This window comes from Ruegeria sp. CDSC051 (genome assembly GCF_059610665.1).
Map to the genome: position 1 here is coordinate 290,749 of NZ_JBXWOC010000004.1, position 26,385 is coordinate 317,133.

The following is a 26,385-nucleotide window of genomic DNA, read 5'->3' on the forward strand; positions in this document are numbered from 1 at the left end:
ATTAACCGCAGATTCACATCTTTGCCCTGAAATTGGATCCTGACCGACGACGGTAGGGAAGCGATTTCGATCATGCGGGACAGGAAACTGGCAGATTTACCCGAAGGATCAGACAGCCCGTTAAACGCGGCTGTGTTGTCGCGCGACAACTCAACGATCCAGATGGCTACGGATGCTGTCAAACACAAACAGTGCAAACTGGCCTTTCAACCGGTCATGCAGGCTAACGCGCCACATGGTATCGCCTTCTACGAAGGCTTCATCCGGGTGCTGGATGAAACCGGTCGTGTCATCCCGGCACGCGAATTTATGCCTCAGCTTGAAAACACCCCGATTGGCCGCGAATTGGACTGCATCGCGCTTGAGATGGGCATGCGCACATTGGCGCGCACCCCAGACATCCGCATGTCGATCAATATGTCCGCACGGTCGATCGGATATGGACGTTGGTCGCGCGTTCTTGACCGGTTCATGAAAAAAGACGCCAGTATCGGTGAAAGGCTGATCCTTGAAATATCCGAAAGTTCGGCCATGACCGTGCCGGAACTCGTGGTCGATTTCATGGACCGGTTGCAACCACGTGGCGTTGCATTTGCGCTGGATGATTTTGGTGCCAGCAATTTCTGCTTCCGCCATTTCCGTGAGTTTCTTTTTGATGCCGCCAAGATTGATGGCCAGTTCATCCGCGGCATCAGTGAAAACCCTGATAATCAGGCGCTGGTTCGTGCCCTGATCGCAGTTGCAAGGGAATTTGAGATTCTGGTCACGGCCGAATCGGTCGAAACCAAAGCGGATGCTGAGTTTTTGGTGGCCAATGGTGTCGATTGTCTGCAAGGATTTCTGTTCGGCGCACCTACGGTTTCTGCGCCCTGGAAAACGGAAAACGAACAGAAATCGGTGGGTTAACCCCAAAAAACCAGGGACCTTGGGTCCTGAGACAAGCTGCCCGTTGCTGCAAATGCAGCATTGCGCTATTGCAGTGATACTTGAGCGGGGGATTACGGGGCGCTCTTGTTGCGGGGGGAACCTCTCGACCTGCGCCGTCAGACATTCCGCCGGACCATGTCGGTAAAGGACTGATCATAATGACCAATGTAGTTATCGCATCCGCCGCACGTACAGGCGTCGGCAGCTTTGGTGGTTCGTTTGCGAACACCGCAGCCCATGATTTGGGCACAGCCGTTCTTGAAGCCGTAGTCGAACGCGCCGGAATCGAAAAAGGCGAAGTCAGCGAGACAATTTTGGGTCAGGTTCTGACCGCAGCCCAGGGTCAGAACCCGGCGCGTCAGGCGCATATCAACGCCGGTCTGCCGCAGGAAAGCGCGGCCTGGGGCATCAACCAGGTCTGCGGATCCGGCCTGCGCGCCGTGGCACTGGGCGCACAGCATATCCAACTGGGCGATGCTGATATCGTCGCTGCTGGCGGGCAAGAGAACATGACCCTGTCGCCCCATGCCGCCGCTCTGCGCGCCGGCCAAAAGATGGGCGACATGAAGTATATCGACACAATGATCCGCGATGGACTGTGGGATGCGTTCAACGGGTATCACATGGGTCAAACCGCCGAAAACGTTGCTGAAAAGTGGCAGATCAGCCGCGATATGCAGGATGAATTCGCCGTCGCAAGCCAGAACAAGGCCGAAGCTGCGCAGAAGGCAGGCAAATTCGCCGATGAGATCACCCCCTTTACCATCAAGACCCGCAAGGGTGACATCGTGATGGACAAAGACGAATACATCCGCTACGGCGCAACCATGGAAGCCATGGCCAAACTGCGCCCGGCTTTTGCTAAAGACGGATCGGTCACCGCCGCCAATGCCTCGGGCCTGAACGACGGCGCGGCTGCGACCCTGCTGATGTCGGCGGCAAATGCCGAAAAGCGCGGGATTGAGCCTCTGGCGCGGATTGCATCTTATGCTACCGCTGGTCTGGACCCGTCGATTATGGGCGTCGGCCCGATCTATGCCTCGCGCAAGGCGCTGGAAAAGGCGGGCTGGTCGGTTGACGATCTGGATCTGATCGAAGCCAACGAAGCCTTTGCCGCACAAGCTTGTGCCGTGAACAAAGACATGGGCTGGGACCCGTCCATCGTGAACGTCAATGGCGGCGCCATTGCCATCGGTCACCCGATCGGCGCTTCGGGCTGCCGCGTTCTGAACACTCTGTTGTTCGAAATGAAGCGGCGGGACGCGAAAAAAGGTCTGGCGACTCTGTGCATCGGTGGCGGCATGGGCGTTGCCCTATGTGTCGAGCGCGACTGATCTAACAATGCCTTCTCGGCCCACTCTTATTTCGGCCCTTGTGATTTGCTTAGCAGGGGTCGCAGACGCACAGAACCGTCAACCGCTTTCGACCAGCCTGACGGAGTGCAGCATCATCTTTACAGAGCTGGCCGAGCTGAGAGCACGCCGGAACAAGGACCAAACAACCACAGACGCCGCGCTTGCCAGCGCGGCGTTATTCGTTGTGGAAGCTCGTGATCAGGCCGCAATGGAAGGCATTAAGAACCCCTACAAACACATCCAGTCCGCGCAGGTTCGATTGTCCGAGACATGGCACGTTCGCTTTGGCAATTTGGCTCTGCTGAACGAAAATAAGGACTGGATCGACTATTGCCGTGCATTGGGTAAAGATCGTGGCCTCACACTACCCTGAGGCGAAACCAAAAACCCCAGCGCTGCGGCAACTTGCCTGCGCAATATTGTTGCGCTGGTTGGTTCGGAATAGTAACAGCATTACCAAGACGACTTAAATTGGAGGATTCCTAAATGGCACGAACAGCACTCGTCACCGGCGGTTCCCGCGGCATTGGCGCAGCAATTTCCAAGGCGCTTAAGGCCGAAGGGTACAATGTTGCAGCCACCTACGCGGGGAACGACGAAGCCGCCGCGAATTTCACCGACGAGACCGGAATCGCCACCTACAAATGGAACGTTGCGGATTATGACGAATCCAAAGCGGGCATCGAAAAGGTCGAAGCCGAGATTGGCCCGATCGACATCGTTGTTGCCAATGCCGGCATCACCAAGGACGCCCCATTCCACAAAATGACACCCGAGCAGTGGCATCAGGTGATCGACACCAACCTGACCGGCGTATTCAACACCGTTCACCCGGTTTGGCCTGGCATGCGTGAGCGCAAGTTTGGCCGTGTCATCGTCATCAGCTCGATCAACGGTCAAAAGGGTCAGTTCGCTCAGGTGAACTATGCCGCAACCAAGGCGGGTGATCTGGGAATCGTGAAGTCGCTGGCGCAGGAAGGCGCGCGCGCGGGCATCACCGCCAACGCTATCTGCCCTGGCTATATCGCAACCGAAATGGTCATGGCTGTCCCCGAGAAGGTTCGTGATTCCATTATCAGCCAGATTCCGGCGGGCCGACTGGGCGAACCGGAAGAGATCGCACGCTGCGTTGCTTTCCTGGCCTCTGAAGACTCGCAATTCATCAACGGATCGACCATCTCGGCCAATGGTGCTCAGTTCTTCGCCTAAGTTGGCTGCCAAAATGCAAGCGGGCCGGTTCTAAGCAGAACCGGCCCTTCTTTTATCCCGTAAGACCGCGCGCGCTGCGATCAGCGGGAACCGAAAATCCACTTCAACACATTCAGAACCGCTTTGCCCCGCGCCTCATGCGCGCGCAGAATCGCCGATTGTGCAGCTGGATTTGTTGTCATCTCAATCATGGCAGCCTCTCAGTTCAAAACAGTTTTCCTTGACTTATGAGCAATATGAACTCTAGTTGGCAAAGCCGCAAACGAGCTTTTTTGAACATTCAGTTAAGAATTTCTATACTATGAGCGACTACCTGCCGCCCTTGACCGCTTTGCGTGCCTTTGATGCCGCCGCCCGGCACATGTCTTTTGCCAAAGCCGCGGCAGAGCTGCATGTAACGCCTGCGGCCCTGTCCTTTCAGATCAAATCCCTTGAGGAGCATTTGGGCCACCCTCTGTTTCACCGCCTGAACCGCGCGGTGGAGCTGACAGAGGCTGGGCGCACCCTGGCCCCGGGCGCCGCGGATGGATTTGCCACGTTACAAGCCGCATGGCGCGCCGTGAGCAGACAGGGTGACGACACTAGCCTGACCGTCACAGCGGGCCCTGCCCTGACGGCCAAATGGCTGGCGCCCCGCCTGTACGAATTTGCCCGCGCACATCCCGAAATAGATCTGAAATTCTCGGCCACGTTACGCATCATCGACCTTGAACGGGATGATGTGGATGTGGCCATCCGATTTGGCGAAGGTGCGGATAAGGGGCTGTATTCCGTGCCAGTGCGCCGGGAATGGCTGACGCCGGTCATGACGCCCGAGCTCGCCCGCCAGTTCACCACGCCGGAAAGCCTGCGGGATGCACCGTTGATCCATGACGCCTCGATCCGCTTTCTGACCCCACCCAGTGATTGGCCCGCCTGGTTCAGGGCCGTGGGCATCGCACATACCCCGACCCATGGTGCCGAGTTTTCGAACGCCGATCACGCAATTGACGCGGCTGTTGCGGGCGTTGGCGTCGCGCTTGGCCGCCGGGCCATGATCCTGAAAGATCTGACCGAAGGCACGCTGGTCGCACCTTTCAAGACCGCCATCGAAACAAAGGGGCGCTTTCGCTTCCTGTGCCTCTCGGGGGCCGAGAACCGCCCTCAGATTGCGGCGTTTCGGGATTGGTTTCTGGCCGAGATTGAAAAGACCGCACATATATCCGATGAGTTCGACATCATTCCAGTCGAGGACCTGTCAGCCGCATGACCCGAAACCGCGCCACTACTATCGGTTTTGTCGCCGTTTTACTCTGGTCCCTTCTGGCCCTGTTCACCGTCGGTTCAGCACCGGTTCCTGCGCTGTTGCTGAATACGATCTGCTTCTCGATCGGGGGTACGCTGGGGCTGGTCTGGGCCTGGGCCAATGGCGGGCTGGGGCAGTTGCGGTCCGTGCGTTGGACCACCTATCTGTTTGGCACCATCGGGTTGTTTGGCTATCACGCACTCTACTTCTCGGCCCTGCGCATGGCCCCTGCAGCCGAGGCCGGGCTGATTGCCTATCTCTGGCCCCTGTTGATTGTGCTGTTCTCAGGTTTGCTACCGGGCGAGCATCTGCGTGCAGGGCACCTGATCGGAGCCTGCCTGGGCTTTGCTGGGGCCGCTGTGATCATCGCCAGGGGTGGTGGCGCAGGATTTCAGGCCAGCCACCTACCCGGTTACGGGCTGGCGCTGCTGTGTGCTCTGACCTGGTCGGGCTATTCCGTTATGTCCCGTCGTCTTGGGGATACGCCCACAAGCTCTGTCGCTGTGTTCTGCATCTTTACCGCCATCGCCTCGGGTGGTCTGCATCTAGCCATCGAAGAAACCGTTTGGCCGGGCACGGCCTTTGGCTGGGCTTCGATCGCGGCACTTGGGCTGGGGCCTGTTGGTCTGGCGTTCTATGTCTGGGACATCGGGGTCAAACAAGGCGACATTCAGATTCTTGGCACCGCGTCTTATGCAGCGCCCCTGTTGTCTACCGTCGTTTTGGTGGTTGCCGGGATCGCAGCCCCATCCTGGGGTCTGGCAATCGCAGCCATCCTGGTCACCGGCGGCGCGGCCATAGCCGCGCGCGCCAGCCTTAAAAGTTAACTGGAAAGTCGCTCTATCTCTTCCTTAAGCCTTAGCTTCTGTTTCTTGAGTTGAGCGATATGGAGATCGTCGATGCCTGGCGCGCGCTGGGCTTGTTCTACTTCGAGACCGAGAGTTTCGTGCTTCTTCTTCAGTTCCGTCAGATGTGCGCTCACGCTCATGGCGATACTCCTTCATTGGTGTCTCTGAATAACGTAGGAAGTTGAGCACATCGTTTCCAGCCTGTCACGCTGCAGACGCACAGATTCTATAATAAATCTGACAAATTCGGCTGGTTGGCGCCTATTGATCCGAAAACCCGTTCAGCGCAGCAGCGTCGCGCAAAACGGACGATATCTGAGAGGTATAGCTTTCGCCGTCTTTTTCGTGGCGCACACCCTTGTGCAAAATCAGCGGGGCATGCAGTTGAAACGCAGTCCGACCGCCTTTTCTGGCCCTAAGGATCATCAATTGAGCCTTCCGACCAGCCCGCGCGGCCAGAGGCAGAACCTCGACTGAGCCAAGCCGCCCCGCACAGGCTGACAGCATGTCTGGCAACCGATCGGCCTTTTGGATCATGTGCAGATAGCCCCGCGGTGCAAGGCGCTTTGCCGCACAATCGAACCAATCGCGCAACGGTGTATCCTCGCCCAAGGCAATTCCGCGACCCGAGTCCGCCGCAGGGCTGTGGGCACCGGCCAAGTAATAGGGCGGATTCGCAATCACATGATCGAACTGCTGTTGTTTCAGTTCAGCGGGCAGTTTGCTCAGATCGGCCTGCACCACTGTCAGCGCCTGCGCATTCTGATCCGCGTTGCGGGTGGCCAGATCGGCATAGGGCGATTGCAGCTCAACACCCGTGGCGTTCAATCCCGGCACGCGCGCCATCAGGCACAAGATGGCGGCACCAGCGCCACATCCCAGCTCCAGCACGGATTGCCCAGCCTTGGCCGGTACCGCTGCCGCCAGCAACACAGGATCGACCCCGGCGCGATAGCCGGACAGGGGCTGCCAAAGCCGAACGCGCCCATTCAGAAAGTCGTTCAAACTTAGCTCTGGGTCAGTGAATTGCGTCATCGGCCCAGCGGGATCTCGTTGTCGCGCATCACCCGTTCAGCGCGGATCAAATCATCTGCCCGCACCATAAGGCGACGCGGGAAAATACCGATGCCGCCTTCTAGGATGCTCATATTTACGTCCATCTGAAAGCAGTCTATATCCTCGCCCTGAAGTAGGGCGGATGCAAAGGCCAGGATCGTCGGATCAGTGCTGCGCAAAAGTTCTTTCATGGGGATGGATGTAAGGGCAAGGTGAGGCGGAAGTCGAGCCTTGTATCAGGAGTGTGATGAACATCAGCACAGTCTCAAAACCGCATGAGCGGCTGGCCGAGATTCTTTCGGGTGAAATGGACGCGGTCAATGACCTGATACGCACGCGCATGGCCTCAGAACACGCGCCCCGCATTCCCGAAGTCACCGCACATTTGGTCGAAGCGGGTGGCAAGCGCCTGCGTCCGATGCTGACACTGGCCGCGGCGCGGCTGTTCGACTATGCCGGGGACCATCATTTGCGTCTGGCGGCAACGGTTGAGTTCATCCACACCGCGACCCTGTTGCATGACGATGTTGTCGACGAAAGCGCACAAAGGCGCGGACGGCCAACAGCGAATCTGCTTTGGGACAACAAATCCAGCGTTCTGGTTGGGGATTACCTGTTCTCACGCAGCTTCCAGCTTATGGTCGAGACCGGGTCTCTTAGGGTTCTGGACATCCTTGCCAATGCGTCTGCAACAATCGCCGAGGGCGAAGTGCTACAGATGACTGCTGCAACCGATCTGGGCACGGATGAGGCCATCTATCTTCAGGTTGTGCGCGGCAAGACCGCAGCCTTGTTCTCAGCCGCAACCGAGGTGGGCGGGGTCATCGCCCAAGCGTCAGAGGCCCAGGTCAAGGCGCTCTTCGATTATGGCGATGCGCTGGGGATTGCCTTCCAGATCGCTGATGACCTGCTGGATTATCAGGGTGACAGCAAAGCGACCGGCAAGAATGTCGGCGACGACTTTCGCGAGCGTAAGCTGACGCTGCCAGTGATCAAGGCGGTGGCGCAGGCCACCCCCGAAGAACGCGCCTTCTGGCAGCGCACCATCGGTAAGGGTCGTCAGGAAAGCGGTGATCTCGAAACCGCTCTTGGCCTTATGGGCAAATACGGCACGCTTGCGGCGACGCGAAAAGATGCGCTTGGCTGGGCCAACAAGGCTAAGGCGTCGCTAGGCATCCTGCCCGACCATGAGATCCGCACCCTGCTGAGCGATTTGGCAGACTTCGTTGTCGCGCGCCTTAGTTAAGCTGAACCGCACGGCACCACCAGTCGGGATGGGCTGCTCCAATCTCATAGGCGGCGAAATGGGCAGCTTTCATCGTCGGATACAGCGCGAAACAGGTCGATCCTGACCCCGACATGCGCGCCAACAACGCCGCTTTTGTATCGCTCAGCGCATCCAGCACCTGCGCGACTTCGGGGGCCAGCAATGTGGTTGGACCTTCCAGGTCGTTTCGCTGTTTCCCCAGCCATTCGGCACAATCCTGAGGCCCCTCAAATACCGGGATATCCTCTGCCATGGGCGGGTTTTCCCTGCATTCCAAAGCCGCGAATATCGCAGGCGTTGGAACCTCTACACCCGGGTTGACCAGCAAGGCTGGTAGATGTGGGAGGGTGACCGGGTTCAGACACTCTCCGATCCCGCGCATACGGCTTGATCTGGCTGCCAAGCAGGCAGGGACATCCGCACCCAGGCGCAGTGCTGTTTCTGGCGGGACGTGCCCACCCTCATCTTCTATCATCCGCAAGGTTGCGGCGGCATCGGAAGAACCGCCGCCGATCCCGCCCCCATGCGGCAGCACTTTGTTCAGGTCAATATGCCCAGTCCAGCCTGCAGCCTCGGCGGCTTTCCACACCAGATTGCGACTATCGCTTGGCACACCCGCCGCATGTTCGCCGGTGACAGAGATCGACAGCGCCTCACCTGCGGTGAAATGCAGCGTATCGCCCAGATCGGCAAACACCACGAGCGAATCCAACAGGTGATAGCCGTCCACGCGCTGGCCGGTGACGTGCAAGGTAAGGTTGATCTTGGCGGGCGCGAAAGCCTTAGCCTTCATTGGCGACCTTCAGCGGCGCGGCACCTTCTTCGATCAGAACCTCGTCCAGCCCGACCTCGATCTTGCGACGAATACGCTCGGGGTCGGCCTCACCATCAGCGTCTTCGAGGTCAATGAAAGACAATGCCCGCTTCCACTGGAACTCGGCTTCGCGTGCGCGGCCCACGGCCCAGTAAACGTCACCCAGGTGATCATTCACCACTGGGTCTACCGGCATCAGCTCGACGGCACGCTCCATATGCTCGACCGCCTCTTCATAGCGGCCCAGTCGAAACAGAACCCATCCCAAGCTGTCGACGATATAGCCGCTACCAGGGCGCGCGGCGACGGCGCGTTCGATCATGCCAAGCGCTTCGTCCAGATTTTCGCGCCGTTCTACAAGCGAATAACCCAGATAATTCAGGACCTGCGGTTGGTCGGGGTTAAGTTCTAGCGCACGGCGGAAATCGGCCTCAGCATTGTCCCACTGCTTTAGTCGCTCGTACGAGATACCACGGGCGTAGTGCAGGAACCAGTTGCCGCCACCATCAGCATCAATCAATTCAATCGCTGTGCTATAGGTTTCGGCAGCCGCAGCATAGTTTTCTTCACGTCTTTGCAAATCAGCCAGCGCCACGTGAACACTTGGCAGATCCGGTCTCTGCGTCGCAAGGGTCTGCAAGACTTCTTCCGCCGCATCGGTTTTGCCTGCCGTGACAAGCACCTCGGCCCGGCCCAGTTCAGCAGCGTGATAGTCACTGCTGCTCGTGGGCACTTTGCGATACGCTTCGACGGCAAGATCGTATTGCTCCAACTCGTCCAAAAGTTCGGCACTCAACAAGATTGCGTCCACGTGATCCGGGCGCAGAAAGGCTGCGACCTGCGCATAAAGCAAGACGTAATTCTCAGCCGCCTCACTGCTGAGCGCGGCTCCCACAGAAAAGAACACTTCTGCGATACCGTCCTGCGATGTGCGGACATGAGTAAAGGGCAGCGTTTCGCCAGCGCTCAGACGCGCTTCGTACCCTTCAATCGAGGGATCAGAGCCCGACTCGAACACGTCATCCAGAAACTGCAGCGCATCCTCATTGCGGTCCAGCTGCGACAGAACCTCGGTCCGTGCCAGCGCTGCGCGGCGGGTAAATCGCGCCACAACACCATTATCGGCAGCAAAGACTGCCTCGGCGCCTTCAAAGTCTCCGACCGAGGCCAGTGCCAAAGCTTTGTGGTAAAGCGCGAACTCGCGCAGGCCTTCCTGCGCTGCAACTTGATCAAACTGCTCCAGCGCGCTGGTCATCGCGCCCTGGCCCATATGGGCCCAGCCCAATATTAACCCGTCAACCAGCGGCCCGACGCCTTGCGTTTCGGGGTCGCGGGCAAGCAGTTCATCCAGCTTGCCTTCAGCCACCAGATTAGCGGCAATCGCCATTTTCGCGGGCTGGTTGGGCAGGCCTAACTCTTCGATGGTTTGGGCAATCGGCAAAGCGCGCTTAACCTCGCCCAGCGACAAGCGCGCAACGACGACATTCTCCAGCAACCGGTCATTTTGAGGATCTGCGCGCAATGCTTGCGCAAAATATTTCTCAGCCGCCGTATAGTCGTCCTGAAAAATCGCCTGACGCCCGGCAAGATACGCACCGAACCCAGTGTCGGCATAAGCCTGAATGGCGAATGACGTGGTAAACAGCACAGCTAGCGCTGTGCGACGAATGAGAAAAGTCACCAAATTCCTGCCTTGCGATTGCCGGTTGCGCAATAAGCTAGGGCTTTGACCAGAAAGAGGCAATGGCAGAGCCTTCACGACGCCGCCATTGCCCATTTTTCGCTTACATATTGGGATAGTTCGGACCATCCCCTCCCTGCGGCGTGGTCCAGGTGATATTCTGGCTGGGATCTTTGATGTCGCAGGTCTTGCAGTGAACGCAGTTCTGAAAGTTGATCACGAATCGCGGACCATTTTCATCCTCGACCATCTCATACACCCCCGCCGGGCAATAGCGCTGCGCCGGTTCGTCGAATTCGGGCAGATTGACACTGACCGGAATCGCCGGGTCCGAGAGTTTTAGATGGCAAGGCTGACTTTCCTCGTGGTTCGTCATCGCGAACGAGACGTTGGTCAGGCGGTCGAAGGACAGCGTGCCATCCGGCTTTGGATAGTCGATCGGTTTATGTTTACTGGCTTCTTCAGTCGATTCCGCGTCGTTCTTGCCGTGGCCCAGAGTGCCAAACAGCGAAAAGCCCAGAGTGTTTGTCCACATGTCCAAACCGCCCAGCGCCAGCGAGGGCATCAGACCCCACTTTGACCACATCGGTTTGACGTTGCGCACTTTCTTGAGGTCTTTGCCGATGGCACCTTCGCGAACATCTGCTTCATAGACAGTCAATTCATCGCCCGAACGCTCGGCTTTGATGGCATCAAATGCCGCCTCGGCCGCAGCTTTGCCAGACAGCATCGCGTTGTGGTTGCCCTTGATGCGCGGCACATTGACCATGCCCGCCGAACAGCCCAGCAGCGCCACGCCTGGCGCGACCAGCTTGGGCATCGATTGATATCCACCCTCAGTAATCGCACGAGCGCCATAAGCCACGCGTTTGCCGCCTTTCAGCAGCTCGGCCACCATCGGATGATGCTTAAAGCGCTGGAATTCCATATAGGGGTACAGGTGCGGGTTCTTGTAATTCAGGTGAACCACAAACCCGACATAGACCTGATTGTTTTCCAGGTGATAGATGAAAGACCCGCCGCCCGCGTTGCTGCCCAGGGGCCAGCCCATCGTATGGGTGACGGTGCCTTCCTTGTGCTTGGCCGGGTCGATCTCCCAGATCTCTTTCATGCCGACGCCGTATTTCTGGACTTCTTTTCCGGCTTGCAGATCGTATTTCGCGATCACTTCCTTGGACAGCGACCCGCGCACACCTTCGGACAAGAAGACATATTTGCCGTGCAGCTCCATGCCCGGCTCGGTGTTCGGGCCGTAGGAGCCATCGGCCTCAAGGCCGAAGACACCGGCAACAACGCCTTTGACTTCGCCATTGTCGCCATAGACCAGCTCGGAACAGGCCATGCCGGGGAAGATTTCCACGCCCAGCTCTTCGGCCTGTTCAGCCATCCAGCGGCAGACATTGCCCATCGACACGATATAGTTGCCGTGGTTGTTCATCAGCGGCGGCATCGGGAAGTTCGGAATGCGGATTTTTCCGGCCTCACCCAGCATATAGAAGTTATCTTCGGTAACCGGCGTGTTCAGCGGCGCACCTTTTTCCTTCCAGTCCGGTATCAGCGCATCCAGGCCGCACGGGTCCAGCACCGCACCTGACAAGATATGCGCACCGACCTCCGAGCCCTTTTCCAGAACGACGACGTTCAGATCGGCATCCAGCTGTTTCAGACGGATGGCCGCCGACAGTCCCGCGGGGCCGGCGCCCACGATCACCACGTCATATTCCATCGCTTCGCGTTCAATCTCGGCCATTGCGGGCTCCTTCGCTAACTTTCCGAATTGGCGCATCTAACGCACGGTCGGCGCAATTTTGTTTCACGGCTGATTACATGCTGGGAAAGCCACAGGTCAATCGAAACACGGCGTAACTATGCCGCTATGCGGCAGATCACGTGTCCGGAGTGTCACCCATCAGGTATCTGGGGCCACTTCCCTTGGATTTGGCACGGTCATCAGGATTGTAAAGAGCACATTTGGGCAAACTAAGGCACCCACAGCCAATGCATCCGTCCAGATTGTCACGCAGGCGCATCAACGTATCGATTCGCTGATCCAGATGCGACCGCAGATCCTTGCTGATGTTTTTCCAATCCTGCGGCGTTGGTGTACGATTTCCGGGCAAGCCGGACAGGACTTCTCGGATTTCGGGCAGGGTTAGTCCGAATTGCTGCGCTATCATCACAAAACTCAACCGTCTTATGTCGGCGCGCTGATATCGCCGCTGCCCACCTGCATTGCGCCATGGGGCGATCAGACCCTGCGCCTCGTAATATCGGATCGCTGAAACCGCCAGCCCGGTGCGCTGGGCCAAAGCGCCTATTGCCAGCCCCTCTGAAATCGCCATCTCGTCCTCAAAAAATTCCTTGACCTAAAGTTAGGTTTAGAAATTACGGTGAGTCGAGACAAGCCTCAAATTGAATAGGAGATCCCATGATGGCGACACTTGAACACACCAATTTCACCGTCCGCGACCCGCAGGCTTCGGCAAAATGGATGCAGGACGTCTTCGGTTGGAAAACCCGCTGGGAAGGCCCTGCAATCGCGGGTGGCTATACCGTGCATGTCGGTAGCGCACATACCTACCTGGCGCTTTATGCACCCAGCGATCCCAGACCATCGGGTGAAAGCAGCTATGACATCATCGGGGGGCTGAATCATGTCGGCGTTCTGGTCGAAGACATCGACGCAACCGAAGACAAGGTGGTCAAAGCAGGTTTCACCCCCAAGTCGCATGCAGATTACGAGCCCGGCAGGCGGTTCTATTTCGATGATGAGAACGGCATCGAGTTTGAGGTGGTGCAATATGCTTGAAACACTCTGGATGGCCTCAACCACCTGGAAATGGCAGCGCGGTCAGCTGTTTGGACAGCGTAACAGGTGCCCACGGCGCCCAATTCAACGGCGTTAAGTCGCAAATCCAGCTTGCTGTCTTCTTTGACCTCTTGCATTTCACGCATCATTTGGGTCAGGTATTTGCCAACCCATCAAATCGCCCCGACGCTGGTTCCATGCGGCGGGGCGTTACAATTTCAGCGTGGACGACAAGAATATGGAAAAAATTCCCATGACGCCTGCGGGCAATGCTGCGCTTCAGGCCGAACTCAAGAACCTAAAATCCGTCGAGCGGCCAGCTATTATCGAAGCCATCGCCTCGGCCAGGGAACTGGGTGACCTGAAAGAAAACGCCGAATATCATTCGGCCCGGGAAAAGCAGGGTTTTATCGAAGGCCGCATCAAAGAGTTGGAAGGCATCCTTTCACTGACCGATGTGATCGACCCTGCCAAACTGTCCGGTGCTATCAAATTTGGCGCCAAGGTCACGCTTGTTGACGAAGACACTGACGAGGAAAAGACCTGGCAGATTGTAGGGGAATATGAGGCCAATATCGAAGCCGGCCTGCTGAACATCAAATCCCCTATTGCCCGCGCCCTGATTGGAAAGGACGAAGGCGACAGTGTCGAAGTACGCACACCTGGCGGTGTACGTTCTTATGAAGTCCTGAGTATCACTTACGCCTGAGCCCCGGAGCGTTCCCAATGTCCGAGCCCACGCCAGAGCAGGAAGCCAATCGGCCAACCTCACTGGGCATATATGATAGGCCAACCAAGCCTTCGATAACCGAGATCGAAATTGCAGCCGTCGCCCTCAGCGTGATCTGGCTGATCGTCTCGGTTGTTTTTCTGGTGCTGCCCGACGAGGTCGACGGCGGAGGCTTTGTCGTGACCTTGCTGGCGGTCTTCATGCCGGTAGCGATGATCTGGGTCGCAGCAATGGCCATGCGCGCCAGCCGGATCATGCGCGAGGAAAGCGCACGACTACAAACCTCGATTGACGCCATCCGAAACGCATATATCGCTCAGCAACAGCGATCTTCCAGCACCTATGAGCCGGCCGTATCCAAAAAGCTGGATCAGATCGCGGAAACGGCCAAGAAAGCCGAAAGCGCGCTGGCCACGTTTTCAACCAAGCGCAGGGAACCCGCACAGCAACCGACAGCCGTGGGGAACGGCGATCAGACTTCGCTGGAACTGGGTACACAAGCTGGGGATATCGTGCCCCCGCTTGGCACCGACATCTTTATCCGTGCGCTGAATTTTCCGGAAACACAGGAAGATACCGAAGGCTTTGATGCCCTACGGCTGGCGCTCAAGGACCGCAAGACAGCCAAGCTTGTACAGGCCTCTCAGGACGTGCTGACCCTGCTCAGCCAAGAGGGCATCTATATGGATGACCTGCGCCCTGACATGGCCCGCCCCGAGATCTGGCGGCAATTTGCGCAGGGTGGGCGCGGACGGGCTGTCGCGGCCTTGGGCGGCATTCGCGACCGCTCCTCGCTGGCGCTGACTTCGGCCCGGATGAAGCAGGATCCCATTTTCCGGGACGCCGCCCATCACTTTCTACGCAGGTTCGATCACATGATCATCGAGTTTGAACCCCGTGCCAGCGATGCAGAGCTGACCGCTTTGGGTGATACAAGAACCGCGCGGGCCTTCATGTTGCTGGGGCGTGTGGCCGGAACCTTCGACTAGATTCCGAAACTTCCATAGGGGATGAATCGGACAAGATCACCCGGTTGGATGTGGCGCGCTCCGTCTTCGATCTCGACCAGCCCTTCGGCCCAGCTTAGCCCGCTGATCCGCCCGGACCCTTCCGAAGTGAAAACTTCGGCTTTTCCGTCTCGGATGCGGGCCCGCAGATATTCCCGCCGCCCGGGTTTCTTGCGCTTATCAAAGGCGGCTGGCAGATCGAACCCCTGCGGGTCCCGCCAGCCCTCGCCAGCCATCAGGCCCAGCGCCGGGCGGGCAAAGATTAGGGTGCAGACCAATGCCGCTACTGGATTGCCGGGCAGTCCGAAAACCGGCACTCCGTCCCAAATCCCCAAAGCCAGAGGTCGCCCCGGTTTCAGGGCAATACGCCATTCCTGCATCGCTCCGGCCTGCCGCAACAGCGCGGAGACATGGTCTTCGTCCCCTGCCGACGCGCCGCCGCTAGTCAGAACAACATCCGCCTCTTTCGCAGCTTCGTTCAGCCGCTCGCGCAGGGTTTCACGATCATCGGCAACGCGGCCCATATCCAGTGGCTGGAATCCCATCCGCTGGATCAGAGCCAGCAACATTGGGCGATTGGCATCGTAGATTTGCCCTGGCTCAGCAACCTCGCCGGCCTCGACTAGCTCATCCCCCGTTGACAGGACGGCTACCCGCAGAGCTTTGCGAACCAGCAGATCACCAGCACCCGTCGCGGAGAGAAGGGCCAGATCGGCAGGTGTCAACCGGCGTCCAGCGGGCAAAGCCAGATCACCTCCAACCACATCTTCGCCCGCATTGCGGGTATTGGCACCCTGTTTCAGGGGGCCGCGAAAGGCGATATGCCCGTCCTGAACTGTCACGTCCTCTTCCAGAATAACGGTGTCCACCCCATCGGGCAGGGCCGCACCAGTCAGAATCCGTATGGCGTGGCCGGGCGCAAGCTGACCATCAAAGGGAACACCAGCCGCAGCACGCCCGTCTTGCAGCGGCATCACATGCGGCCCATCCGGAACCGGACCGGCAAAGCCATAGCCATCTACCGCCGTATTTGCCTGCGGCGGGTTCGAACGTTGGGCATATACATCGGCGGCCAAAATCCGACCTGCGGCTTGTGCCAACGGAACGGTTTCAGCCCCCATCACGACCGAAAGGCGGTCGCGCAGCAGGGCCAACGCTTTGTCAACCGGCGTCCAGCTCACGCCCGCAGGCAAGGCAAAACAATCGTTGCGCAAGGGCGGTGGGGCAATGTCCGGTTTGCTCATAATCCTACCTCTTGCAGAATGAACCCTGCGATGGCTGCGGTGTCGTCCAGATCAAAAACCGGACGGTCGAAGTTCAGCTCTGTGTCACTGGCAACCGCGCGCACAGTTTCGTTCTCGGCCGCGATCAACGGATTTCCAGCGGCCACCCGATACGCCTCGACCTTGGGGTGGGCTTCGCGTTTGAACCCCTCGATCAGCACAAGATCAACCGGAGCCAAGCGTGCCAGCAGATCAGAGAGAGGCGGCTCGGGTGCGCCGCGCAGTTCCTGCATCATCGCAATGCGCTTGCCGGACGCCAACAGCACCTCGGACGCACCGGCTTCTCGATGGCGGAAACTGTCCGTGCCGGGCTGGTCGACATCGGCGGCGTGATGGGCATGTTTGACGGTCGAAACCGAAAAGCCGCGCGCGGTGATCTCGGCCACCAAACGCTCCATCAGGCCGGTCTTGCCCGCGTTTTTCCAGCCGGTGACGCCATAGACCTTCATGCCTGCTCCAGCAGCTTTTGCGCCCGCGCCAGATCGTCGGGCGTGTTGACATTGAAGAAGGGGTCAAACGGCTCCGCCGGAAACAGCGCCTCACGGCCATCATGTTTATCTGTCCACAGCACAACCTTGCGTAGCCCGTCATTCAAGGCGTCCCGCAAATCATCTCGCAACGCGACAGGCCAGAGGCCAAATGTCGGATGCCGGTTGACCCGTTTACCGCCGCCGGATTTCAGTGCTTCATCCCCGGTTCGAGGCGTAGTCGCCAGCACCAGCGGATGGGTTTGCCCTTGAGCAGCATCCGTTAGGCGCGCCACAAGATCGCGCGGAAAAAACGGCGTGTCGGCAGCGGCGGTGACGATACTGTCGGCGCCCTGTTCTGCTGCCCAATCGAGCCCCGCCAGCACACCCGCCAGAGGCCCGGCGAAACCTTCAATCGTGTCGGGAAGAACCGGCAGGTTGAGGTCGGCGAACCGTTCGGGATCACCATTGGCATTCAGCGCCAGACCGACCACCTGCGGGCCAAACCGGTCAATGACATGAGACAGCAGGCTCTGCCCACCGACTGTCAGCAAGCCTTTGTCGCCACCACCCATCCGAGTGGCAAGGCCTCCTGCGAGGATGATGCCGAGGGGGCGGGTCATTTGATCTCCTCAAGCGCGGGCCATTTCCTGAATTTCTGGGTGGGCAGGAAAAGCAATGGACAGACGGCCAATCCGAATGCTGTAAACCAAATAATTGCAGGCCACCCCGTCAATTCGGCCGCCTTGTGACTCAGGCTATAGTGGGCTGGCAAAAACACTAAGACGGCCCCAACAGCAAAGATAAGACCAAAACAGCACCGATACGTGCGCACCGCCTTTCTGACCTCATCTGGTATCCCGGCAAACTCAGGCAGACCGTGCATCAAAACCCGCTGAAGCACGAGTGCTTGTTTTTGAGACAACTCCGCCCATGCCTGCCAACCAAGCCGAAAGGGGGCAGCGATGTTCCAAATGCTGAGGTATTCCTCTGGCGCCCACCCCAGACGGTTACGCAGGTTGACGTCCAATTGCGCCATACCCTCAATGATCGCGCGTTTCGACCGCTCAAGGAGCCAGAACACATAGACCATCAATGGCAGCAAGCCCAATGTCGCGACGAATAAAATAAATAAACCAAAGACTTCCAAAATCATTCCGCACTCTTCCGTCTATGCTTTTTATCTTCGACCGCCACTGTCGACGGGTCCACATCCCGCACCAGTCGATCCTCGCCCGCAAGGCACACGAACCGCTGCCCCCGCATACGACCGATCAGCGTCAGGCCAACCTCACGCGCGATTTCGACACCCCAAGCGGTGAACCCTGATCGTGACGCCAGAACCGGGATGCCCATCATTGCAGTCTTGATGACCATTTCCGAGGTCAGACGGCCTGTAGTGTAGAGGATCTTGTCCTCGGCCCCCACATTTTCGGACAGCATCCAGCCGGCGATCTTGTCGACCGCGTTGTGGCGTCCCACGTCCTCCATGTAGACCAACGGTCGGTTTTCCCGACACAGGACCGTGCCGTGAATTGCACCAGCCTCAAGATACAATGAAGGGGTTCGGTTGATCTTGGCTGCCAGATCATACAGCCATGAGGTGCGGACCTGAACCTGCGGCAGGCGCACGTCCTCCAGCCCTTCCATCATGTCACCAAACACAGTGCCGACCGCGCAGCCGCTGGTTCGGGTCTTTTTCTTCAGCTTATCCTCATATGAGGTTTCGCGCGCGGTGCGCACCACCACGGTTTCCAGATCGTCATCGTAATCCACGCCGGTAATGTCATCATCGGCTAACAGCATCCCCTGATTGCGCAGGAACCCCAGCGCCAGATATTCAGGGTAATCGCCGATTGTCATTGCAGTCACGATTTCCTGCGCGTTGAGGAAAATCGTCAGGGGGCGTTCCTCGACAACCGAGATCCGGCTGACCGCGCCATTCTGGTCGATGCCTTCGACCGCACGGGTCAGGCGGACCGCGCCAGGATCAGGGGCGATGATGTAGTCGGTGGCATCCGGTTTCGTGGCCAATTGCAACCCTTTCCCAAGATCGCTACTGCTGTTGGCGATACCATAGGAATTTGCCATGGCTTACACCACATCCAAGTCATACTTCTGGAAGGGTTTTCGTGATGGAGCGCCGTTTATCTTTGTGGCAATTCCGTTCGGCACCCTTTTCGGCGTATTTGCGACCGAGGCTGGGCTGGATATTATCCAGACAATCGCCTTTTCGGCGGCTGTCTTTGCCGGGGCGGCCCAGTTCACCGCCCTGCAGCTGTTGCAGGACAACACACCCAGCCTGATCGTTCTGGCATCGGCCCTGGCGGTAAACCTACGCGTGGCAATGTATTCGGCCTCACTGACGCCTTATCTTGGGGCGGCCCCCCTGTGGCAACGGGCCTGCGCCGCCTATCTGACGGTCGATCAGTCCTATGCCTGCTCCATTGTACAGTTCGAAAAAGAGCCCGATATGACCGTGCCGCAGCGAATGGCCTATTTCTTTGGCTCGGTCACACCGATTACGCCGCTTTGGATTTTGGCAACTTATCTGGGCGCAGTTTTGGGCGCACAGATTCCAGAAAGCTGGGCGCTGGATTTTGCACTTCCGATCACATTCCTGGCAATGATCGGGCCGATGATGAGGACGCTTGCCCATGTCATCGCCGCCTTAGTCGCCATAACCGTTGCTCTGTTGACCGTAGGCGTGCCGTTCAACCTGGGCCTGCTGATCGCCGGGACCGCCGGGATGATCGCAGGGGCGCAGGCCGAATTGATGTTAGAGCGGAATAGGTCATGACACAGATTGATCCGGTGACCATGTGGAGCATTATCGTTGGCTTGGCGATCGGCAGCTTTGCCCTACGCTTTACCTTTATCGGCATCGTCGGAGACCGCCCGATGCCACCCTGGTTGTTACGCCACCTGCGCTATACCGCCGTAGCCATCGTTCCGGCCCTGATTGCGCCGCTGGTGGTCTGGCCAACCGCAACGGATGGTCAGCCCGACGTGCCGCGCATGGCCGCCGCAGCGGTTGCTTTGGCGGTTGGTGTCATCACAAAAAACGTGGTCATTGCCATCTTTGCCGGGGCGGGCACGCTCTATGGCTTGCTGTACCTATTGGGTTGAGGCCGCTTCCAACTGGTTCAGGCGCGCATTGTTCGAGGCCAAGCCGGCCTGCAGGTCAGCATCGTCATTCTCGCGGTATTCGGTGGTCACGACGCCGGGGAGTTCACCGAACTGATCGGACAGCTTGACCGGGTAGAAGGTCGTATTGATCTGCCCGAAACCCGGCACCTGCTGCAATAGCTGCGAGGTTGAGTTGGCGCAAAACGCTTCGGATACAGGGCCCATCTGCTTGGCCAGTTGCAGGGCAATTTCGGCCTGCTGTGGTGTCACCTGAATCGTCTGGATACGCGCATAATGCGTTTCGCGCGCGTGGCTGCTGCGATAAGCGCGTTCGACATTCGGCGTGATGCCATACAGAACATCGTTTCGGATCGGCACTACATCGGCGCGAAATGATCCGGCGGGGTCAAAGATCACCCTCTCGCTGCCGCTTATCATCAGCGAGGTATGCGCCCCCGAACCGGTCCGGGTGCTGATCATGGTATAGAGCGTCAGTGTTGATGGTCCCGGATCACGATAGGAACGGGCCACAACTTCGGTCTGATCGGCCTGCGGACGCTGCGAACCGGCACAGCCAGCCACTGTTGCTGCCAGCAGGCAGGCAATCACAAATCTGATCACGGCGGTCAGCCTCGCCCGGGATTAAGCGGCGAAAACCGCCAGAAACAAGCAAAGGAAAGCAATCGCCACCACGCACCATGTGGTCGCTTTTACGAAACCGTTGAAGGTTTTGGTTTGAACGGTGATGTCCATTTCGCCGTGCTTATGTTCAGCCATGATTTTCAGAATCCTAATTCGCGTGTTTGATACGTTGGATAGTCGAAAATCTCGGGCCTGTCACCACGTCATTCGGGCGCAGGTGACACGGAATCAAAGACCGAACACCCGCGATATCCGAACCCCCACCGCCAGGGCAGGCCCGAACAGGGCGCCCCGCCCAATCGCACCGCGCCATACATGGCCTCGGCGGTTATGGCATGGGCGGATCGTATCTGATCCGAAGTCATGTCATAGCGTTCGGCGTAAATTTCGGCGTTCTCATCCCCGTGTTGCCGCACGCAGGCTCTCAGGCTGTCATCGGCTGACAGGCGCGCGTCATAACTGTCTTCGGGGCGCAGGCCTCCGCCCGCGTGGTGATAGGCCCGGTCATGGCTGACACAGCAACTCTCCCATGGGGGATGCGCCTCGAACAGGGCTTGAAAACTGGGAAATGTGTCGGCCACAAAGCGCCAGCTGGCTGACAACCCGCCCGAGCAGCCATCCGTTTCAAACGGCGTCAATTCCGCAGCGCCCCGCTGTGCGATCAGCGCGCGATGGGCGGGCATCTCAAGACTGCGCATAAAGTCCTGCGCGTCGACTGGCGCCGCGATCAGCGCCAGAGAAACGGCCAGATTACGGGCTTTCATCGCGCATCGCATCGGTATCAACGGCCATGCCGAGCACCGTTGCCAGCCACAGCATCAGACGTTCTGCCGGCCCCATTTCAGCGCGGATACGCAAGACTTCTTTGGCCATTGCCGGTCGGTCCGTGATCAGCCCATCCACCCCCATCGAGGCCATGGCCGACATTTGCAACGGGTCATTCACCGTCCAGACATAGATATCCTTGCCCGCGGCCTGCACCGAACGTACCAGCCCCGGCGTGGCCATGGCGGCGTTGACAGCCACAAAATCCCCTTCGAGACCCGACAGATCGCCCACAGCGGTTGCCGCCAAAACCCCCGCTCGCCATTCAGGGCGCAGTGCCTTCATCTTTTGCACAGTTGGATATTTCAACGACATGGTGGCGATGTCATCCTCCATGCCGAATTCCTCGACCAAGGCCGCAACGCGGTTTTCCAGATCGACGTCATGACCGTAATATTTCAACTCGATGATCACCTTGGCCCTGCCTTTGGCCGCAGCCAGTACGTCGCGCAGTGTTGGCGTGCGTTCATCTGCGTATTCCGGGCCAAACCAACTGCCGATATCGATCTCGGCCACGTCTTCCATCGTGGCATCCCAGACCTTCAGGTTCACCCCGGCCAGCTTCATGAAATCGCTATCATGGGCGACGATTATCTCATCATCCGCCGTTTCCTGCACGTCGATTTCAACCCAGTCCGCCCCGTCCTCAATCGCCTTCAGAACCGAGGCCATGGTGTTTTCCGGCCGTAACGCAGCGGCACCACGGTGGCCGATCACCTCGGCCCTGTCAGGGGCCTGAACGCGTTCCAGCAGGGATTGACCGAACCAGAGCCCGACCAATACCGCCACCGCCGCAATGCCAACAGCACTCAGCAGACCAATGCGCAGATTGCCTGGCGCGGGATGTGGTGGTTCAGAGGTCCGGATCTCGAAAAAACCGTCCAGCAAAACCGCCAGTGCTCCCAGCGCGGTGGCTGCCAAAACCAGCCCGGCCAACGACCAGAGCCCGGCGACCAGAAGGCTGTAAACTAGCGCCAGCCGCAGATGCTCTGCCCCCTGCAGGGGCACCAACGCGAATAATGATCCCGCGCCCCAAGCGATCAGCGCGGCAAGAACTGCCCTCAGCCCCAGCCAGAACACCAGTGCGATCTTGAGCCGCCCGCGCTTGCCCTCCATCCGATCCGCGCTGACCTGGAAAGCATCAGCCGGTGGCAGGTTTTCGAACAGAACCAGATGCAGTCCCAGCGCCCATGCGGACAGCTTGCGGATCAGCACCCATGCCATGACCAGCACCACAGCTCCGATCAGCGCAACGGCGATCCAGAAAGACGGCGGATGGAAGGTCAGGTAATAGTTGATGTCATACTCGGTCAGCGTCCACCAGGCGATCAGAGCAGCGATAGCGGCGAAAGGCAGGATCAACAGGATGATCCGCAGAACCAGGCGTGCAGCAAATCCAAACAGCGCAGGCAGGCGCGACAGGATCAACTTGATCGCCGCGCTCCCCGCGCGCCACGGATCGCTTTCGCCCATCCTCAGCGACCCGGCCATGACCGAGAAGACAAAGACCTCGGCCAGCAGGAACAGGCTGAGCATTGCGATTGCGACCGCAAACCCCAGCGGAGACAGGATGAACGCGGCAATATCCTGATCCGTCAGGGCGGTCTGACTGGAGAGCGAAACCGCTAGGTTCACCGCAATCGCCACGCCCGGCGCAATCAGCGCAATCAGCAACAGGCGCACGGCGACATAGATCGGCACAAAGACCCGGCGGCGTGCCCACGCGCCCTTGTATGCTTTTGTAACGGCAGAGAAAGTGGCCACGTTGCGCCCCCCAAATGATTGATTCATTCAAGGCTGCGCAGACGTGAATTGCAAGTCAGGCTATCAGTTTTCTTCCAGATCAGCCGCCAGTCGGAATCCGATGCGATTGGCGGGCTTATCCTCGACCGACTTGGGCAGCGCTCGCAGCATTACATTCAACTGGCTGACATGCTGCACGAGCTGGGTTCGCGCCCCGGACCCATCTGCGCCATAAAAAGTGATGATATCAGGGTCGAAATAGCCCATCCCTTCGATCCGCATTACCCCGGCATCACCGCCAGTAAATCCCATGGCGACCTCATGATCCGCATCCAGCGTATTCTCGAAATTCTGGATATACAGGATCAACCGTTCATAGGCCCATTGCGCCGAACTTTTTGTGGCTACGGGCTTTTGCAACTGGCCGGGCAGGTCCTTGGCGCCGGATTTCGTATCCGGGTTGGCATGCACCTCGTAACATCGGGGCAATGCTGCTGATTCCGCTGCCTCGGCTGAGGTTTCGATCTTGTCCATGCCTTCTACCCCTTGCGCTGAAACTCCCACGCCCCGTCCGCGCGCCGCGTTCGGGTAACAGCACCAATGTGGTAGAGATGGTTCAGATGTGCAACTGCTTCGACCAGAGCAAGCCCATACTCTCCTTCACCGATCTGGCGTTTGAACAAGGGCACAAAGCACTCAGCAGCGGTTTTGGGCTGGTCCAGATAATTCTGCAGACGGTCCAGCGCGCTGTGGTGGTTGTCGATCAACTGCCTCATCCTGACCGGCAGGCCGGTAAAGGGCAGTTTGTGCCCGCCCAGCGCCATATGATCCGGGCGCGCCAGGTCTTGCAGGCGCTCGCAGGCTTCCATCCACTCCGCCACGGGATCCGCCATGGGCTCGGTAACATAGACGCCCAGATTGGGGCTGATCGAGCTGAGAACCTGGTCGCCCGTGATCACCAGATTATCGTCACGGCTCCAAAAAGTTGCATGTTCGGGAGCGTGGCCATTGCCCATATGAACATCCCAGTCGCGCCCACCCATACGAATGACGCTGCCCTGTTTGATCCGGGTAAAGCCCAGCGGCATCGGATAGACCGTGTCGCAGAAATTGAAGGGCCGTTCTGTCATCCTTTTGGCAAGGAAATCGGCATCCATCCCGGCGCTTCGGTAGTAATCCAGCGTTTCCTGCGGCCAGTTTTCCTGCACATCCAGCGTCAGCATCCGTGCAAACAGCCATGCAGTACGCGACGTGACCAGCTCGGCCCCGTGTTCAGATTGAAACCAACCGGCATTGCCAACGTGATCGGGATGGTGATGGGTCACCACCACGCGCGTCACGGGTTTGCCCCCCAGCGGTCCTGCCATCAGGTCCGCCCAAATACGGCGCGTCTTGTTCGAGGACATGCCAGTGTCGATCACCGTCCATCCGTCGCCATCATCCAGCGCATAGATATTGACGTGATCCAGCGCCATAGGCAGCGGCAACCGCATCCAAAGCACGCCTTCGGCAATTTCAACGGCCTCGCCCAGGGCCGGAGCCTCGGGCCAAGGATAGCGGATCGTCAAATGTGTATCACCGTCCATCAGGCAGCTACCATTTCCTCGGCGCTGAGAGCAAAGACGTCATCTGCACCGTTCTGCGCCTGAACCAAAAGCCCCGAAAACTCAGGCAACAGCGCATTGATATAAAAGCGTGCCAGCTTGAAACGGGTGCCGTTTGGCTCGGCCAGGGCCGCCTTGAGGTGATAGTGACCGCCCAAAACGCGGGCGAATGCCTTCAGATAGGGCACGGCGCCGGCAAATCGCGTGTTCATGTCGGACTGCGATATCAACCACTCGGTCGTTTCACGCAGGCTTTCCGTGGCCTCCCAGACAGGACCCGCCAGTTCCGGCATCGACCCACGCGCGCGTTCAGCGTGATCCTCGATTTCGTCCAGCAAACGGGACGCCGCTTCGCCGCCATCCATCATCTTGCGTGCGACAAGGTCCATGGCCTGAATGCCGTTGGTGCCCTCGTAAATCGCGGTCACACGGACGTCGCGATAGAACTGTGCCGCGCCGGTCTCCTCGATAAAGCCCATACCGCCATGGACCTGCACGCCTTCTTCCGAAACCCGCATACCGGTTTCGGTACCGAAGGCCTTGTTTATCGGCGTCAACAAGGCCGCGCGCGAAACCCAGTCCGCGTCGCCTGTTGCATTGGCCATATCGATCGCGGCTGCGTTTGCAAGCATGATCGCACGCGCAGCAAAAGTATCCGCACGCATACTCATCAGCATCCGGCGTACATCGGCGTGATCGAGGATTGTGCCCGAAGGTGTCTTGCCTTGCTTCCGCTCAAGCGCATATTCTAGGGCCTGCTGATAGGCGCCTTCGGCGGCACCGATACCCTGTCCGCCGACGCCCAGTCGCGCGTTGTTCATCATGGTGAACATCGCAGCCATTCCACCATGTTCCTTACCCACAAGCCAACCTTTGGCGCCATCATACTGCATCACGCAAGTTGGCGAACCATGCAGACCCATCTTGTGCTCGAGCGAAACCACTTTCAGGTCATTTGCCACACCCGGATTGCCATTCTCGTCCGGCAGGTATTTGGGCACCAGAAACAGCGATATTCCCTTGGTTCCGGGAACAGCATCGGGCAGGCGTGCCAACACCAGATGGCACACGTTTTCAGCAAAATCGTTGTCACCCCAGGAAATGAAGATCTTCTGACCAGACACCGAATAGGTGCCATCTCCATTCGATTCTGCCTTCGACGTCAGCGCACCCACATCCGATCCCGCCTGCGGCTCCGTCAGGTTCATCGTGCCCGACCATTCACCAGCGATCATTTTGGGCAGGTATAGGTTCTTCAGCTCATCACTTGCGTGGTGCTCCAGTGCTTCGATCTGGCCCTGCGTCATCAGCGGCGCCAGTTGCAGTGACAGGCAGGCCGCAGACATCATCTCGTTGACGGCAGTGGTCAAGGTCATCGGCAGCCCCATACCGCCATATTCGGGATCAGCGCTCATGCCGATCCAGCCCCCCTCGGCAATAGCGTTCCAACCGTCGCTAAATCCTGGCGAGGTACGCAACACGCCGTTTTCCAGACGCGCGGGCTCTAGGTCTCCGTTCCGCTGAAGCGGCGCCATGACCTCTTCGCAGAGTTTTCCAGCCTCGGTCAGGATGGCGCTGACGACGTCTTCGCTTGCTTCCGCGAACTTGTCGGTCGCTGCAATACGATCAAAATCAACCGCATGGCGGAACAGAAATTCGTAATCTGCAACTGGTGCGCGATAGGGCATAATATTACCTCGGGGC

31 protein-coding genes are annotated in these 26,385 nt (G+C 58.5%); 12 read left to right on the plus strand and 19 right to left on the minus strand.

Translation table 11 applies throughout. From position 1 onward, the window contains the following. Positions 1–72: 72 nt before the first annotated feature. The 6 genes from AC2FH0_RS12020 to yddG all read left to right on the plus strand — a co-directional run bounded on the left by AC2FH0_RS12020 (position 73) and on the right by yddG (position 5,603). Entirely contained in the window at positions 73–906 is an 834-nt protein-coding gene (locus tag AC2FH0_RS12020; protein WP_496789417.1) for an EAL domain-containing protein, read from the plus strand. 179 nt (positions 907–1,085) lie between these two features. After that, positions 1,086–2,261, plus strand: a complete 1,176-nt coding sequence (locus AC2FH0_RS12025; RefSeq protein ID WP_496709214.1) for an acetyl-CoA C-acetyltransferase — start codon at positions 1,086–1,088, stop codon at positions 2,259–2,261. Positions 2,262–2,268: 7 nt separating this feature from the next. After that, entirely contained in the window at positions 2,269–2,655 is a 387-nt protein-coding gene (locus tag AC2FH0_RS12030) for a hypothetical protein (protein WP_496789419.1), read from the plus strand. 113 nt (positions 2,656–2,768) lie between these two features. Next, the gene (gene phbB / locus AC2FH0_RS12035; protein WP_271948478.1) at positions 2,769–3,491 is read left to right on the plus strand and encodes an acetoacetyl-CoA reductase; all 723 of its coding nucleotides are present in this window, start codon (positions 2,769–2,771) and stop codon (positions 3,489–3,491) included. 301 nt (positions 3,492–3,792) lie between these two features. Next, positions 3,793–4,740, plus strand: coding sequence for a transcriptional regulator GcvA (locus tag AC2FH0_RS12040; protein WP_496709216.1), 948 nt, complete (start codon positions 3,793–3,795; stop codon positions 4,738–4,740). Beyond that, positions 4,737–5,603 carry an aromatic amino acid exporter YddG gene (gene yddG / locus AC2FH0_RS12045; RefSeq protein ID WP_496709217.1) on the plus strand — a complete coding sequence of 289 codons (867 nt, stop codon included), beginning with the start codon at positions 4,737–4,739 and terminating at the stop codon, positions 5,601–5,603. Before AC2FH0_RS12040 ends, yddG begins: the two co-directional genes overlap by 4 nt. Here yddG and AC2FH0_RS12050 read toward each other — a convergent pair. The 3 genes from AC2FH0_RS12050 to AC2FH0_RS12060 all read right to left on the minus strand — a co-directional run bounded on the left by AC2FH0_RS12050 (position 5,600) and on the right by AC2FH0_RS12060 (position 6,871). Next, the gene (locus tag AC2FH0_RS12050; protein ID WP_142635414.1) at positions 5,600–5,764 is read right to left on the minus strand and encodes a YdcH family protein; all 165 of its coding nucleotides are present in this window, start codon (positions 5,762–5,764) and stop codon (positions 5,600–5,602) included. The genes yddG and AC2FH0_RS12050 overlap by 4 nt on opposite strands. A gap of 121 nt (positions 5,765–5,885) precedes the next feature. Beyond that, entirely contained in the window at positions 5,886–6,659 is a 774-nt protein-coding gene (locus AC2FH0_RS12055) for a tRNA1(Val) (adenine(37)-N6)-methyltransferase (protein ID WP_496709218.1), read from the minus strand. Continuing rightward, entirely contained in the window at positions 6,656–6,871 is a 216-nt protein-coding gene (locus AC2FH0_RS12060) for a putative signal transducing protein (RefSeq protein WP_496676622.1), read from the minus strand. Before AC2FH0_RS12060 ends, AC2FH0_RS12055 begins: the two co-directional genes overlap by 4 nt. Positions 6,872–6,927: 56 nt before the next feature. Here AC2FH0_RS12060 and AC2FH0_RS12065 point away from each other — a divergent pair, with 56 nt between their 5' ends. Then, positions 6,928–7,926, plus strand: coding sequence for a polyprenyl synthetase family protein (locus tag AC2FH0_RS12065; protein ID WP_496709219.1), 999 nt, complete (start codon positions 6,928–6,930; stop codon positions 7,924–7,926). On the opposite strand, the gene AC2FH0_RS12070 is transcribed toward AC2FH0_RS12065, so the two are convergent. The 4 genes from AC2FH0_RS12070 to soxR form a co-directional block, all read right to left on the minus strand. Further along, a complete protein-coding gene (locus AC2FH0_RS12070; protein ID WP_496691819.1) occupies positions 7,919–8,740 on the minus strand; it encodes a 4-(cytidine 5'-diphospho)-2-C-methyl-D-erythritol kinase in 822 nt (273 codons plus the stop codon). The two genes, AC2FH0_RS12065 and AC2FH0_RS12070, sit on opposite strands and share 8 nt — an antisense overlap. Next, on the minus strand, positions 8,730–10,538 hold the full coding sequence (locus AC2FH0_RS12075) for a tetratricopeptide repeat protein (protein ID WP_496789420.1): 1,809 nt from the start codon (positions 10,536–10,538) through the stop codon (positions 8,730–8,732). The genes AC2FH0_RS12070 and AC2FH0_RS12075 overlap by 11 nt, the downstream gene beginning before the upstream one ends. 7 nt (positions 10,539–10,545) lie before the next feature. After that, positions 10,546–12,192 carry an electron transfer flavoprotein-ubiquinone oxidoreductase gene (locus AC2FH0_RS12080; protein ID WP_271948491.1) on the minus strand — a complete coding sequence of 549 codons (1,647 nt, stop codon included), beginning with the start codon at positions 12,190–12,192 and terminating at the stop codon, positions 10,546–10,548. Between the two features lie 136 nt (positions 12,193–12,328). Further along, complete coding sequence (soxR, locus tag AC2FH0_RS12085) at positions 12,329–12,784, minus strand: redox-sensitive transcriptional activator SoxR (RefSeq protein ID WP_142635400.1); 456 nt, start codon at positions 12,782–12,784, stop codon at positions 12,329–12,331. 86 nt (positions 12,785–12,870) lie between these two features. Between soxR and AC2FH0_RS12090 the strand changes: the two genes are divergently transcribed. The 3 genes from AC2FH0_RS12090 to AC2FH0_RS12100 all read left to right on the plus strand — a co-directional run bounded on the left by AC2FH0_RS12090 (position 12,871) and on the right by AC2FH0_RS12100 (position 14,970). After that, positions 12,871–13,251 (plus strand): VOC family protein, encoded by a 381-nt coding sequence (locus AC2FH0_RS12090; protein WP_496709220.1) that lies wholly within the window; start codon positions 12,871–12,873, stop codon positions 13,249–13,251. A 238-nt stretch (positions 13,252–13,489) separates the two neighbouring features. Next, on the plus strand, positions 13,490–13,960 hold the full coding sequence (gene greA / locus AC2FH0_RS12095) for a transcription elongation factor GreA (RefSeq protein WP_142635396.1): 471 nt from the start codon (positions 13,490–13,492) through the stop codon (positions 13,958–13,960). Positions 13,961–13,977: 17 nt separating this feature from the next. After that, complete coding sequence (locus tag AC2FH0_RS12100; RefSeq protein ID WP_142635394.1) at positions 13,978–14,970, plus strand: hypothetical protein; 993 nt, start codon at positions 13,978–13,980, stop codon at positions 14,968–14,970. Here AC2FH0_RS12100 and AC2FH0_RS12105 read toward each other — a convergent pair. From AC2FH0_RS12105 to AC2FH0_RS12125, 5 genes are read right to left on the minus strand one after another with little or no spacing between them, the layout of a single operon-like run. Next, positions 14,967–16,232 (minus strand): molybdenum cofactor synthesis domain-containing protein, encoded by a 1,266-nt coding sequence (locus AC2FH0_RS12105; protein WP_142635392.1) that lies wholly within the window; start codon positions 16,230–16,232, stop codon positions 14,967–14,969. The genes AC2FH0_RS12100 and AC2FH0_RS12105 overlap by 4 nt on opposite strands. Further along, positions 16,229–16,720 carry a molybdopterin-guanine dinucleotide biosynthesis protein B gene (mobB, locus tag AC2FH0_RS12110; RefSeq protein WP_142635390.1) on the minus strand — a complete coding sequence of 164 codons (492 nt, stop codon included), beginning with the start codon at positions 16,718–16,720 and terminating at the stop codon, positions 16,229–16,231. The genes AC2FH0_RS12105 and mobB overlap by 4 nt, the downstream gene beginning before the upstream one ends. Continuing rightward, entirely contained in the window at positions 16,717–17,361 is a 645-nt protein-coding gene (mobA, locus tag AC2FH0_RS12115) for a molybdenum cofactor guanylyltransferase MobA (RefSeq protein ID WP_496706179.1), read from the minus strand. The genes mobB and mobA overlap by 4 nt, the downstream gene beginning before the upstream one ends. Continuing rightward, positions 17,358–17,894 carry a hypothetical protein gene (locus AC2FH0_RS12120; RefSeq protein ID WP_496789421.1) on the minus strand — a complete coding sequence of 179 codons (537 nt, stop codon included), beginning with the start codon at positions 17,892–17,894 and terminating at the stop codon, positions 17,358–17,360. The genes mobA and AC2FH0_RS12120 overlap by 4 nt, the downstream gene beginning before the upstream one ends. Continuing rightward, the gene (locus tag AC2FH0_RS12125) at positions 17,891–18,778 is read right to left on the minus strand and encodes a formate dehydrogenase accessory sulfurtransferase FdhD (RefSeq protein WP_496676784.1); all 888 of its coding nucleotides are present in this window, start codon (positions 18,776–18,778) and stop codon (positions 17,891–17,893) included. The genes AC2FH0_RS12120 and AC2FH0_RS12125 overlap by 4 nt, the downstream gene beginning before the upstream one ends. 49 nt (positions 18,779–18,827) lie before the next feature. On the opposite strand from AC2FH0_RS12125, the gene AC2FH0_RS12130 reads away from it, so the two are divergent. Then, a complete protein-coding gene (locus AC2FH0_RS12130; protein WP_496689036.1) occupies positions 18,828–19,538 on the plus strand; it encodes an AzlC family ABC transporter permease in 711 nt (236 codons plus the stop codon). Beyond that, entirely contained in the window at positions 19,535–19,867 is a 333-nt protein-coding gene (locus AC2FH0_RS12135; RefSeq protein ID WP_142635382.1) for an AzlD domain-containing protein, read from the plus strand. Before AC2FH0_RS12130 ends, AC2FH0_RS12135 begins: the two co-directional genes overlap by 4 nt. Here AC2FH0_RS12135 and AC2FH0_RS12140 read toward each other — a convergent pair. The 7 genes from AC2FH0_RS12140 to AC2FH0_RS12170 all read right to left on the minus strand — a co-directional run bounded on the left by AC2FH0_RS12140 (position 19,856) and on the right by AC2FH0_RS12170 (position 26,369). Further along, on the minus strand, positions 19,856–20,488 hold the full coding sequence (locus AC2FH0_RS12140) for a hypothetical protein (protein ID WP_496789422.1): 633 nt from the start codon (positions 20,486–20,488) through the stop codon (positions 19,856–19,858). The genes AC2FH0_RS12135 and AC2FH0_RS12140 overlap by 12 nt on opposite strands. Positions 20,489–20,509: 21 nt before the next feature. Further along, positions 20,510–20,644, minus strand: a complete 135-nt coding sequence (locus tag AC2FH0_RS12145; RefSeq protein ID WP_142635378.1) for an aa3-type cytochrome c oxidase subunit IV — start codon at positions 20,642–20,644, stop codon at positions 20,510–20,512. A 68-nt stretch (positions 20,645–20,712) separates the two neighbouring features. Beyond that, a complete protein-coding gene (locus tag AC2FH0_RS12150) occupies positions 20,713–21,273 on the minus strand; it encodes a hypothetical protein (RefSeq protein WP_496789423.1) in 561 nt (186 codons plus the stop codon). Then, on the minus strand, positions 21,260–23,125 hold the full coding sequence (locus tag AC2FH0_RS12155) for a glycerophosphodiester phosphodiesterase family protein (protein WP_496789425.1): 1,866 nt from the start codon (positions 23,123–23,125) through the stop codon (positions 21,260–21,262). The genes AC2FH0_RS12150 and AC2FH0_RS12155 overlap by 14 nt, the downstream gene beginning before the upstream one ends. 36 nt (positions 23,126–23,161) lie before the next feature. Beyond that, positions 23,162–23,611, minus strand: coding sequence for a DUF6173 family protein (locus tag AC2FH0_RS12160; protein WP_496691825.1), 450 nt, complete (start codon positions 23,609–23,611; stop codon positions 23,162–23,164). Between the two features lie 5 nt (positions 23,612–23,616). Next, complete coding sequence (locus tag AC2FH0_RS12165; protein WP_142635372.1) at positions 23,617–24,663, minus strand: MBL fold metallo-hydrolase; 1,047 nt, start codon at positions 24,661–24,663, stop codon at positions 23,617–23,619. Further along, positions 24,663–26,369 (minus strand): acyl-CoA dehydrogenase, encoded by a 1,707-nt coding sequence (locus tag AC2FH0_RS12170; protein ID WP_496700962.1) that lies wholly within the window; start codon positions 26,367–26,369, stop codon positions 24,663–24,665. The genes AC2FH0_RS12165 and AC2FH0_RS12170 overlap by 1 nt, the downstream gene beginning before the upstream one ends. Positions 26,370–26,385: the final 16 nt, after the last annotated feature.